The organism is Pseudomonas fluorescens HK44 (assembly GCF_000217955.3).
GTDB classification, from domain to species: Bacteria; Pseudomonadota; Gammaproteobacteria; order Pseudomonadales; family Pseudomonadaceae; genus Aquipseudomonas; species Aquipseudomonas fluorescens_AQ.
The window spans coordinates 830,394-842,552 of sequence record NZ_AFOY02000015.1 but is presented as its reverse complement, the minus strand read 5'-3'; the positions used below and the strand labels follow the sequence as shown (position 1 = coordinate 842,552).

Annotated in this window: 10 protein-coding genes and 1 pseudogene; 4 read left to right on the top strand and 7 right to left on the bottom strand. The window is 52.8% G+C overall.

What is annotated here, in order from left to right:
* Positions 1-544: 544 nt before the first annotated feature.
* Positions 545-1,525, bottom strand: a complete 981-nt coding sequence (locus HK44_RS16560; RefSeq protein WP_024265003.1) for an IS5 family transposase — start codon at positions 1,523-1,525, stop codon at positions 545-547.
* 552 nt (positions 1,526-2,077) lie between these two features.
* Between HK44_RS16560 and HK44_RS16555 the strand changes: the two genes are divergently transcribed.
* Positions 2,078-2,260, top strand: coding sequence for a hypothetical protein (locus HK44_RS16555; protein ID WP_141651722.1), 183 nt, complete (start codon positions 2,078-2,080; stop codon positions 2,258-2,260).
* 813 nt (positions 2,261-3,073) lie between these two features.
* Here HK44_RS16555 and HK44_RS29815 read toward each other — a convergent pair.
* The 3 genes and pseudogenes from HK44_RS29815 to HK44_RS16545 all read right to left on the bottom strand — a co-directional run bounded on the left by HK44_RS29815 (position 3,074) and on the right by HK44_RS16545 (position 4,429).
* Positions 3,074-3,586 (bottom strand): isopenicillin N synthase family dioxygenase, encoded by a 513-nt coding sequence (locus HK44_RS29815; protein ID WP_242031576.1) that lies wholly within the window; start codon positions 3,584-3,586, stop codon positions 3,074-3,076.
* A 123-nt stretch (positions 3,587-3,709) separates the two neighbouring features.
* Positions 3,710-3,948: pseudogene (locus HK44_RS29810) on the bottom strand (2-oxoglutarate and iron-dependent oxygenase domain-containing protein); the annotation flags it as partial.
* Positions 3,949-4,192: 244 nt separating this feature from the next.
* Positions 4,193-4,429 carry a hypothetical protein gene (locus tag HK44_RS16545; protein ID WP_019690385.1) on the bottom strand — a complete coding sequence of 79 codons (237 nt, stop codon included), beginning with the start codon at positions 4,427-4,429 and terminating at the stop codon, positions 4,193-4,195.
* Between the two features lie 480 nt (positions 4,430-4,909).
* Between HK44_RS16545 and HK44_RS16540 the strand changes: the two genes are divergently transcribed.
* Positions 4,910-5,887, top strand: coding sequence for an IS5 family transposase (locus tag HK44_RS16540; RefSeq protein WP_024264756.1), 978 nt, complete (start codon positions 4,910-4,912; stop codon positions 5,885-5,887).
* Positions 5,888-5,985: 98 nt separating this feature from the next.
* On the opposite strand, the gene HK44_RS16535 is transcribed toward HK44_RS16540, so the two are convergent.
* From HK44_RS16535 to HK44_RS16525, 3 genes are all read right to left on the bottom strand, one after another.
* Complete coding sequence (locus HK44_RS16535) at positions 5,986-6,792, bottom strand: glycine betaine ABC transporter substrate-binding protein (protein ID WP_024265002.1); 807 nt, start codon at positions 6,790-6,792, stop codon at positions 5,986-5,988.
* A gap of 223 nt (positions 6,793-7,015) precedes the next feature.
* Positions 7,016-7,951 carry an electron transfer flavoprotein subunit alpha/FixB family protein gene (locus tag HK44_RS16530; RefSeq protein ID WP_019690387.1) on the bottom strand — a complete coding sequence of 312 codons (936 nt, stop codon included), beginning with the start codon at positions 7,949-7,951 and terminating at the stop codon, positions 7,016-7,018.
* Positions 7,951-8,700, bottom strand: coding sequence for an electron transfer flavoprotein subunit beta/FixA family protein (locus HK44_RS16525; protein ID WP_019690388.1), 750 nt, complete (start codon positions 8,698-8,700; stop codon positions 7,951-7,953). Before HK44_RS16525 ends, HK44_RS16530 begins: the two co-directional genes overlap by 1 nt.
* 204 nt (positions 8,701-8,904) lie before the next feature.
* Between HK44_RS16525 and HK44_RS16520 the strand changes: the two genes are divergently transcribed.
* Both HK44_RS16520 and HK44_RS16515 read left to right on the top strand, forming a co-directional pair.
* Positions 8,905-10,941, top strand: a complete 2,037-nt coding sequence (locus HK44_RS16520; protein ID WP_019690389.1) for an NADH:flavin oxidoreductase — start codon at positions 8,905-8,907, stop codon at positions 10,939-10,941.
* Positions 10,942-10,996: 55 nt separating this feature from the next.
* The gene (locus tag HK44_RS16515) at positions 10,997-12,121 is read left to right on the top strand and encodes an S-(hydroxymethyl)glutathione dehydrogenase/class III alcohol dehydrogenase (protein WP_031319510.1); all 1,125 of its coding nucleotides are present in this window, start codon (positions 10,997-10,999) and stop codon (positions 12,119-12,121) included.
* The last annotated feature ends 38 nt before the right edge of the window (positions 12,122-12,159 follow it).

Sequence of the window (12,159 nt, the reverse complement as noted above, 5' to 3'; positions counted from 1 at the left end):
CCTAAAGGTCTTGGCCGGGAGGGACGGCGCTGGCATATGCTCGGCCGCGTCGAATCTCAAAAAAACAATAGCGGACGACTCATGACAACAATGACCAGCCCACAGGACCGCCTGTGCAGCGACGTGGAGTCGAGTGCTTGCCGCAAGGCGGCAAGACGACTGATCCCACTGTTAGCCATCGCCTATTTCGTCAACTACCAAAGGTCGTTACGTTGCAATTGGTGGTGGACCACCTTCAAAAGTACATCTCTTTCGTTAAACACGCGGTGTCAGGGCGCTTTGGCGTGATCCACCCTAATCTCGCGGGATGCCAAAAACCGGAAGTCACGACTGACAGGGCAGCGCGAGCAATGATATGCGTAACCGTTCAAAGCGGCAAATCCCGGAGTTGGAACAGCATTACGGAGCGTTGAAACCCTAGGGATGCTCCGATCAACTTGCCGCACGGCGGCGGCAAGTCGAAAACTCCCCCGACCGCACCGCTATTTGCCAAAACGCGGCCGATGCGTCGTGTATTGAAGGCTTTTTCGCCCGGTCTTCCGTGTTAAGCGCCCAACTCGCCCATACCCATCAGCTGTTTTCGAGCCATCCATAGGTTTGACAGGGCGAACAGCGTGGTCAGCTGAGCTGTGTTTTTCATCAGTCCACGAAAGCGCACTTTCACGTAACCAAACTGCCGCTTGATCACCCGAAACGGATGCTCGACCTTGGCTCGTGTCTGAGCTTTGCAGTACTCGATCTTGCGCTTGGCCTTGTAGAGCAAGCTGCGTTTATTCAACTTGGCATAGGTGCTGCGGCGCGCTGCGATTTGCCAGATCACCTCACGATTTTCATGCTCTTCGCGCTTATCGACACCGGTGTATCCGGCGTCTGCATACACGGCGTTTTCTTCGCCATGCAGCAGTTCGGCGACCTGCGTGACATCAGCCACATTAGCGGCGGTGCCATGGACGTGATGAACCAGCCCCGACTCGGCATCGGCGCCAATATGGGCCTTCATCCCAAAGAAATACTGGTTACCTTTCTTCGTCTGATGCATCTCGGGATCGCGCTTGCCTTCTTCGTTCTTCGTGGAACTGGGGGCATGAATAATGGTTGCATCAACGATGGTGCCCTGGCGTAGCGACAGGCCTTTTTCTTGCAAATAACCGTTGATGACCGCGAGGATCGCAGGTGCGAGCTGATGCTTCTCCAGCAAGTGCCGGAAGTTCATGATCGTGGTGTCTTCGGGGATCGGTGCGCTGAGCGTCAGGTGTGCGAACTGGCGCATGGGCGTGATTTCATACAGCGCTTCTTCCATGGCTGGATCGCTCAGGGAGAACCAGTTCTGCAACAGATGGATGCGCAGCATGGTTTCCAGAGGGTAGGGTTTTCTACCGCCACCAGCCTTGGGGTAGAACGGCTCGATCAGCCCCAGCAGGCCTGTCCAGGGCACGACCTGATCCATCTCGGCGAGAAAGCGTTCGCGGCGAGTTTGCTTGCGCTTACCGGCGTACTCAAAGTCGGAAAAACTCATCTGGCTCATGGACGGCTCGGATCAGGTTGTCAGGCGCATTTCAGCACATTTGAAGACTTGTTCGGAGATTCCCTAGGCGCGCCAGGCAAATCATGGCGAACACGCAGGTTCAGAATTACTGTGTTAACTTGTTTTTTGACTTGTTAACCACCGTAGTTAACAAGTCAAAATTGTGGTTAACAACGGTACCGGATTGGCATTTTACTGAGCTATTAATCTGCCAGATTCAGGAGAGTTTCCAGAGTGTTGGCGGGATGAAAGCTAGAAAGCCTTCAAACGCAAGGTGTTCACCGCCAAACCGTCAGTATTTGCAAGTAAATCCGGCGGCGCTTTTGCATGTGTGGCAGCCCTTGAAATCTGCGCACCAACCCACGCTGAACGCTTCAGATTTCACACAGCGACGTGTTTTCGGATGGGCTTGCCGCGTAAGTAATGCCGTAAACGAGCGAACTGGCCCCAAAAAAGCTCCTTTAATCAAAGGAATAGTCGAATCCGCATACGGTGCGCAATCACGCTCAACAAGGACGACATTTCTGGATTCGCCGCTCAGGACGTAAAATCATGAACGATGATGGTCACAAAGGCTGCGCCAGAGCCTTCAGCGCGCTGATGATTGCCGGACAAGTGGTCTGTAAGCAAATCCGTGAACGTGAGGCGAAAGGCTCGATTTACACGATTACTTCCCATTTTTTTACACGATTACTTCTGAGAACTGTAGTGCATGGCTTGAGTCCAATGTACTGAGTGGAACAGCACTGATTACTTCATATGCTTAAACCACGAAGAATCATTTTCGTGACTTCCTAGGCCCATGAATTTTCGAGAATATTTTTTAAGATGATTTTTCTGATTTTTAAGTGACGACGACAAGTGGTCTGTAAGCAAATTCGTGCACGTGATGCGAAAGGCTCGATTTACACGATGATTTCTGAGAGCTGCGGTTGATAAATTTAGCAATTACTCGTACATGGTTGTTTTTTCACTCGATAAATCACTGTTTTTCTTACATATCCAGTGAACCGTTGAAAAGTCCAGATAACTGCTGACGACCACATGACAACGACACCCGAGCCCCCCAGTCCCGCATAGGACGGTACGCATAATGTATATTATGTTAAATTATGTGTCTGGAGGAAATTCTTGACAGCCGACTTCAAGCTGTCAGCGTCGCTAATTAAACGGGATGCCAGATACCCTTCTATACAACTGATTTTAAAGCGAAAATAAAATCTGTTGGCCAGCAGGCCTTCGAGTGGAAATTCTTGGGGGCTGCAACGCTGCTGACGAGATTTCGCTGAATTACTGACGATTTTCGGAGAAATAATAGCTCGTACTTGAATGTTAAATTCTCCTAAGTCCCAGCTTTACAAGGTCTAAGGCCACCTGGCCTAGCATTTGTGTTCCGGCCGTGCCCGCAACGAGAAATCTAATGGCCTTTAGACCGATCAACCACATTCAAGAGAGGCATTCCCTCGCACTCTCTTTGGAGATTCTCAACTATTACCGCCATACCCTCTTCAATCTGCACATCGCTTGCAATTGCACATTGAAAACTCCCTATTCGCCTTTCAGATGCGCATAGCTATCAACGAAACGCTTAAATTTGTGTTTACCACAAGTGTACGCTTCATACTTCGCGGGTAAAGCCTCACTCACGCAGGTTGGCACTGGCTTAACAACTGCATCGAAATCCAAATCAATAAAGAAAGGTATTGAATAACGCTCTAGACCGCTAGTATTTATGACGCGATGCATTGTCGATGTATAACGATCGTTGGTGAGGGTTTGAACCAAATCACCAATATTGACGATAAAAGTCCCTTCAACTGGTGGAGCGGTAACCCACTCCCCTGCACGATTCCTGACTTGCAAACCGCCAACTGCATCTTGGGATAGGACCGTCAAGAAGCCATAGTCCGTGTGTGCTCCAATACCGATTTCCTCTTGGGAAACCCTTCCGATCTGGGGCGGATAACGCAAAATTCGCTGAATAGTGATGGGCTTGCGCTGCAGATGCTCAAAGTAATCTTGTGGTAAACCCAAACTCAGCGCGATTCCGCCAATAAGCATTCGCGCAAGCGCCAATACAGCGGAATGATAATCTTCGGCAACCGTCTCGAATTGCGGAAGTCCAGACGGCATTTGATTAGGACCAAAAAATGGAGAAACCTCATCGTAATGGGCTCCGCAATCAAAACACTCTTTGAAATCACGTGTATTAGCAGGATCTACGTTTTCCGCGTACATCGGGATATAACCACGTAGCGTAAGCCCTGAATTCACGACATTAAGCTTGTTCTTCTCCTCATAAGGAAGCTTGAAAAAACGTTTGGTAAGCGCATACATGTCATCTATTAATTGCTGGTCAATGCCATGGTTTTTTATATAAAAAAACCAACTTTTTCGCATGCATCACCTATTTGGCTTGCCACCTGCAGCGGATTTTCGCCGTTTATGAGCAGCGATATATCTATGACTGGAATTTCAATGAAAGCTGTTTGTTTGCTAGCCAGACGAATATCAAATAACTCTGTCACGTATACTCTCCTTTCCAAAGATATCTATTAGGCAGAAGATTTAGAAAGCACGGCGGTGCCCTCTTTAATCTCACTGAGTCACATTATTCAACAGCGCGCCCGCATACGACTGTTCTTTTTATTCCCTTCGACCCAAAGCTCAAGAACCACTAACTACGTGAGGCCGCAACGCAATACTATGGCGCAATGAATCTTTTTCCAAAAGATCGATATCTACAACATCTTCAATTCTTGCCCCTGCTTCAACCTTTTCAACAAGCTCTAAAATCGCTTTCTTCATGAACCAGTGGGGTGTGCGATCAAACTTCGCTGACGCTGCCTTTAACCTGGCACGAGTCTCCCCATCCAGTTTTATACCTAATGTTGTAATCGACATATCTAATCCTTTAAATGACTGCCCGGTAGCGAACTAATGCTTTCAACGGCTTTATAATATTCCACTGAGCATTGTTTATAGATGCAGTGCGTGCCTCGATAGAATTTGGCGCAATGTCGGAAACGCTGCCGGATAAGATATCAAGAAATAATTTCTGAAGCATTTGACCGACTCTTATAAAATCCCGATCCAAAGATGAGTAATCAATACCCTTCACTCACCGTAAAGGGCATCGAACTGCAAAATAGCGACAGGAAATCGGCTGTCGTTACTGACCCGCGGTTGTTGCAGCGGTTGTGCCGTCAAACATTGCTGCAAAGCGGGGTTTGTTGGCTGAGTAGTATTCTGCAACTACCTTGTCTGCCGAGCTATCACGCGCAGTAGCCATCATTTTCTCAAGGTCAGCTTTAGGGAAACTCTGAAAAAGACTTCCAACTCTGGTGAAATACCCCCTCACACGAATCGACCGGTTGAGCCCCGATGAAACAGATGTCCTTCGCCGATGCCGAGTATGCCGGCAAACGTAAGCAAACCCGCCGTGAGCGCTTCCTGATCGAGATGGATCAAGTCGTGCCCTGGAAGGGGTTGATTGCCTTGATCGAACCGCATTATCCAAAGGGTGAAGGCGGTCGTCCGGCGTATCCGTTGCTGGCCATGTTGCGGGTTCATCTGATGCAGAACTGGTTCGGCTACAGCGATCCGGCGATGGAGGAATCGCTGTATGAAACGATGATCCTGCGTCAGTTTGCAGGGCTGCATCTGGATCGAATTCCTGACGAAACCACGATCCTCAACTTCCGCCGCTTGCTGGAGAAGCATGACCTGGCGGGCGGGATTTTGCAGGTTATCAACGGTTATCTGGGTGAGCGTGGATTGATGTTGCGCCACGGAACGATAGTGGATGCGACGATCATTCATGCCCCCAGCTCAACCAAGAATAAAGACAAGAAACGCGATCCCGAGATGCATCAGACCAAGAAAGGAAATCAGTACTATTTTGGAATGAAATCCCACATTGGCGTCGATGCGGATTCGGGCTTGGTTCATAGCGTGGTCGGTACTCCTGCCAACGTGGCGGACGTGACACAAGTGGATCAACTGCTTCATGGGGAAGAGGTTCACGTCTGTGGCGATGCCGGTTACACCGGGGTGCAGAAGCGCCCGGAACATCAGGATCGCAAGATGATCTGGTCGATTTCTGCACGGCCCAGTTCGTACAAAGAGCATGGCAAAGACACGGTGATCGGCAGTGCGCTACGCGGAATTGAGTATGCGAAAGCGCAAGTCAGAGCCAAGGTTGAGCACCCATTTCGAGTGATCAAGCGCCAGTTTGGCTATACGAAAGTGCGCTTTCGTGGTCTGACGAAAAACATCGCTCAACAGACGACGTTGTTCGCCTTGTCGAACTTGTGGATGGTGCGAAAACGATTGTTGAATGCAGGAGAGGTGCGCCTGTAATGCGGGCTAATCGCCCTGAAACAGCGCGATTAGAGGAAAAATCATGAATTAAAGAGTGGAAAGGTCTGCTTTTCGACCAAATCAGCGTTTTTTGAACCTCACGCAGAGAAGGCATCAAAAATCGGTGGGTACTTCAGAACTTCCTTAGGGATTTTGAAGTTGGCGAAGAATTGAGCAACATCGGGATGTTCCGCGCTAAAACCGATGCGTGCAACCGCGTGGATTTGCTCAGCGCCTCCGAAAATCTGCTTCGGATCATCCAAATATCGCAGTGACCACTTGGAGAACATCCAGTGCGGGCTCCATGCGTTAATCAAAGACCACTTGTCACGTTTCAGATTACGATCCAACTCGCTCAGCATTCCAGATTCTGAAGAAGCGACCATCTTATAGCCATCGAGACGATATTCTTTAATGGCCTTTTCCGTAAGTTTGTACTGACCATTACCCACTTCGGAAGTCAGGATCTTGCCGCCGAGCTTTTCTCTTACCTCTGGCTTGTTAAGGTCTTCGACACTGGCGATTTCACTGATAGGAATAGAAGTGGGCACCGCCATGCCAATCCGACCTTCATAAAGCACCCCCAAGTCTTCGAGCTTGTCGCGGTATTTCTCATAAAAGGACTTGTGAGTGCTCGGCAGCCAAACCATAGGAATCAGGTCGATATTACCGTTAGCCAGTGCCTGGAACTGAATACCAATATCGGCCAGAACCAATTTAACCGGTTGCTTCAGGTGATCTCGCAGCGCTGTGTCTGCCAGCTTTACAGCGATTTCCGTATCCGACCAGTTCACCCAGCCGATACGGATAGGCGCGGGTTCCTCGGCTTGAGCAATCAGGCTGCTGGAGGCCATAACCAAACCTGCAAGCCAGCCGGTACAAGTTTTACTGGATAACGTAATCATGTGCATCTCCGCGTACTGTACTAATAGTTATTGGCAGGACAGCAGAAGCATCAACTTCCATCATGAAAATAATATGTTGTATCTGGATAAGTTCTAGTTATGCAAAATCATTTATCATTATTTCTGTCGTTCGGCCCTCCTCCGCCCTCTGGCGAAGCCAATATTAAACTTTCAAATACGCAATTTCGCACATTGTTCTGCAATGGAATTGTTATTAACTCACTCACAATGCCTTTTCGAGCGCCGGTAATGCCTCAAATAAGTCCGCAACCAGCAAGTAATCTGCAACTTGTGCGATCGGCGCCTCAGCGTCTTGGTTGATCGCGACGATTACCTTTGATCCACTCATACCCGCCAGGTGTTGAATGGCGCCACTGATTCCAGCGGCGATATAGAGATCCGGTGCCACTATTTTCCCCGTCTGCCCGACTTGCAAGTCGTTGGGGGCAAAACCTGCGTCCACAGCAGCGCGTGATGCACCTACGGCGCCACCGAGCTTGTCTGCCACACGTTCGATCAATGCAAAATTCTCTTTGCTCTGCATCCCGCGGCCACCGGAAACGACGACACGAGCGCTCGATAGGTCAGGCCTTTCGCTAACCGTCAGTTGTTCGCTTACAAAGCGAACAGTGCTTGCGCTCTGCCCCCCATTAACGGCCATGACATCGCAGCGATCCTGATGGGACGAGGCTTGGGTAAAAGCCGAGGCACGGAGGGTGAGCAACTTGACTGAATCGATGGATTGAACGGTGGCGATCGCGTTGCCCGCATAAATGGGTCGCTCGAAGGTGTCTGCCGACACAATTTTGATGACATCCGAAAGCATGCCGACATCCAGGCTGGCCGCTACCCGTGGCAACACATCGCGCCCCATGCTGCTCGCATCGGCCAGTACATGGGTATAAATGTCGCCCACTAGCGAGGTGATCAGTGGTTGGACATTTTCGGCCAGAGTCTTCTCGAACATCTCATCCTGCGCGAGCAGCACCCGATGCAGGCCCTTGGTAAGCGCGGCTTGTTCCACAACGGCTGACGCCTCTGGCCCCCCCATCACAAGCAAATCCGTTTCAAGGCCCAGATCGATAGCAGCAGTAATTGCACTCAACGTACCTGCCGTGAGTTGACTCCCTTTGTGCTCGGCTATAACCAATGTGCGCATCAAACTAACCCCGCCACGTTTCTCAGTTTTTCCACCAGTTCAGATACCGAACTGACTTTGATACCTGCTTTTCGCACTGGAGGTGGCGCCACCTGGAGCAGCCGGGTGTGCTCCCTCACACTCGCGCCCAAGCCATCAGCGGCAATCACCTCGAGAGGTTTTTTCTTGGCTTTCATGATGTTCGGCAACGAGGCATAGCGCGGTTCATTAAGGCGCAGATCACAGGTAACAACTGCTGGTGCCGTAAGGGCCACAACCTGGCTGCCACCATCGACTTCACGCTCAACAACCCATCGGCCATCGGCATAGCTGATGGCCGAGGCAAAGGTGGCCTGACCGCTACCTATTAATTGCGCAACCATCTGCCCGGTCTGGTTGTTCTCCTGGTCAATAGCCTGTTTACCAAAAAGGATCAATTGCGGCTTTTCGTTATCGATCACTTTGCTTAGGTATTTGGCCACGTTGAGCGGCTCGAGCATCGCGCTCGTTTCGACCAGGAGTGCTCGATCCGCGCCAAGCGCTAATGCCGTGCGTAATTGTTCTTGCGCAGCAGAAGTACCGACGGAAACGACCACCACCTCGCAAACCACGCCTTTTTCCTTAAGGCGAATAGCTTCTTCCACTGCGATCTCGCAGAAAGGGTTCAAGGCCATTTTTACGCCATTCAGGTCGACGCCTGAACCATCACCTTTAACACGAACTTTCACGTTCGGGTCGATGGCGCGTTTTACCGCTACGAGCACTTTCATAATTCCCTCGGGCACTCAATCAATCGATGCAATGGATGACAGGCGCGGATGAGCCAGCTCAGTCCTTGTTTTGACGGATGTTAATCCTGGATTTTTTCACGCAAGCAAAATGTACACCTGTGTCATTCATCATTGACACAGGTGTACATTTATCCTAATTTCAAGTCACCAAGCCTGATGAAGCCCACTTTGGAGCGCACCACGATGTCCAGCGATCCCTTGCTGCAACCCTATAAAATCAAGAATCTGACCCTCAGAAACCGGATCATGACCACCTCCCATGAACCGGCCTACCCTGTGGATGGCATGCCCAAGGATCTCTATCGCGCCTACCACGTGGAGCGCGCAAAAGCCGGTGTCGCCCTGACCATGACTGCCGGGTCCGCGGCCGTGTCCCGGGATAGCCCGCCGGTGTTCAACAATGTGCTCGCCTACAAGGATGAAGTGGTCGGATGGTTGAAGGACCTGACCGATGAATGCCACGAACACGGTGCGGCGGTGATGATCCAGTTGACTCACCTGGGTCGCCGTACCCGCTGGGACAAGGCCGATTGGTTACCGGTGGTGTCGCCGTCACACCGCCGCGAGGCTTCCCACCGCTCCTTCCCAAAGAAAATGGAGGAATGGGACATCGAGCGGATCATCAAGGACTATGTGGACGCCGCGGAGCGCATGAAGGCGGCGGGTCTCGATGGTCTGGAGCTTCAGGCCTATGGGCATCTGATGGACCAATTCTGGTCGCCATTGACCAATGACCTCGACGGTCCTTACGGCGGCTCGCTGGAAAACCGCATGCGCTTTACCTTCGACATCCTGCGTGGCATCCGCCAGCGAGTCGGCGAAGATTTTCTGCTCGGGGTTCGCTACACCGGTGATGAAGAACTGCCCGGTGGCTTCAATGCCAGCGAGGGCATGCAGATTTCCCACATGCTCAAGGACAGCGGACTGGTCGACTTCCTGAACGTCGTGCGCGGTCACATCGATACGGACGCCGGCTTGACCGATGTCATCCCGATCCAGGGTATGCGCAACTCACCCCACCTCGACTTCGCTGGCGAGATCCGTTCGGCAACAGGCTTCCCGACCTTCCACGCCGCGAAGATTCCCGACGTGGCCACGGCGCGCTACGCGATTGCTTCAGGCAAAGTGGACATGGTGGGCATGACCCGTGCACACATGACCGATCCGCACATCGTGCGCAAGATCATCGAGAAGCGCGAAGAAGATATTCGCCCGTGTGTGGGTGCCAACTACTGTCTGGATCGTATCTACCAAGGCGGCGCGGCCTACTGTATTCACAACGCGGCGACGGGCCGGGAAACCACCATGCCCCATGACATCCCCAAAGCCGCCGTCAAGCGTAGAGTGCTGGTGGTCGGCACCGGCCCTGCGGGGCTGGAAGCGGCGAGGGTCGCCGGTGAGCGCGGCCATGACGTGACGGTGCTTGAGGCGGCTGACCAGCCCGGCGGGCAGATTCGTCTGACTGCGCTGAGCGAGCGTCGTCGCGAGATGATCAGCATCATTGATTGGCGCATGGCGCAATGCGAACGGCTGGGGGTGAAGTTTCACTTCAATACCTGGGCCGAGGCCGACACCGTACAAGCCTTCGAGCCAGACGTGGTCATCGTTGCGACCGGAGGCCTGCCGGATACCGAGGTGCTCCGCAAAGGTAACGAACTCGTGGTTTCAACCTGGGACATCATTTCCGGTGACATCAAGCCCGGACGCAACGTACTGATCTTCGACGATGCTGGGGATCATGCCGCCCTGCAGGCTGCCGAGGTCATCGCGCAAAGCGGTGCGACAGTCGAAATCGTTACCCCTGACCGCTCGTTTGCACCTGAAGTCATGGCCATGAACCTGGTGCCCTACATGCGCAGCCTGCAGGATCTGGACGTCACCTTCACCGTGACCTACCGGGTCGATACAGTGGAAAAATGTGATGGCGGGCTCGTTGCAACCTTTGGCAGCGATTACGGACAGGTTCACAAGCAGCGCGTGGTCGATCAGGTGGTCGTCAACCACGGCACCCTTCCCCTGGACGACTTGTACTTCGACCTGCGTCCTCTCTCCACCAATGGCGGCGCGGTAGAGCAGCATGACCTGATCGCCGGCACGGCACAGAACATCGTCACCAATCCCGAAGGACGCTTCCAGCTGTTCCGGATCGGCGACGCCGTGTCTGCTCGCAACACCCACGCGGCCATCTACGACGCTTTGCGCCTGGTGAAAGAAATCTGAATCCGAGCCTCCATTCTTGTTGGAACGGAGGCTCGCCATGAACAAGAGGGAAACCATGTCAGCAGTGACCATTAAATCAAAGGCGGCAGTCGCTTTCGGCCCAGGACAGCCGTTACAGCTGGTAGACATCGATGTCGCACCACCCAAGGCTGGCGAAGTACGGGTACGAATCGTGGCAACCGGTGTTTGCCACACGGATGCTTTTACCCTGTCGGGCGACGATCCCGAGGGAATCTTTCCTGCCGTCCTGGGCCATGAGGGCGGCGGGATCGTCGAGTCGATCGGCGAAGGCGTGACGTCATTGTCGGTCGGCGATCATGTGATTCCGCTGTACACGGCCGAGTGCCGGCAATGCAAATTCTGTCTGTCGGGCAAGACCAACCTGTGCCAGGCAGTCAGAGCGACACAGGGCAAGGGCCTGATGCCTGACGGAACATCGCGCTTCTCCTTTCAGGGCCAGCCGGTGTTCCACTACATGGGCTGCTCGACCTTCTCCGAGTACACGGTACTGCCGGAGATCTCCCTGGCCAAAATCCCCAAGGATGCACCGCTAGAACAGGTTTGCTTGCTGGGATGTGGCGTGACCACAGGCATTGGTGCCGTACTCAATACCGCCAAGGTTGAGGCCGGGGCGAGCGTAGCGATATTCGGGCTCGGTGGGATCGGGCTAGCGGCCATCATCGGCGCGAAAATGGCCAACGCCGGGCGGATCATCGCCATTGATATCAACCCGGCCAAGCGGGACGTCGCCCTATCGCTCGGCGCGACCGATTTCATAAATCCCAAGGACTATGACAAGCCCATCCAGGACGTGATTGTCGAGCTCACCGACGGTGGCGTGGACTATTCGTTTGAATGTGTCGGCAACGTCAAGTTGATGCGAGCTGCTCTGGAGTGCTGCCACAAGGGCTGGGGCGAATCGATCATCATTGGTGTCGCCGGTGCGGGCCAGGAAATCAGCACCCGCCCTTTCCAACTGGTGACTGGGCGAGTCTGGCGCGGCAGCGCGTTTGGTGGGGTCAAGGGCCGCACGGAGCTTCCCAGTTACGTCGAGAAAGCGAGCACTGGCGAAATTCCGCTGGAAACCTTCATCACTCATAACCTTGGCCTTGAGGACATCAACAAGGCTTTCGAATTGATGCATGCCGGGCAAAGCATTCGCACCGTCATTCATTTCTGACCAAGGCACTGCCGTGATATCGGCCAGCGCTCACACCA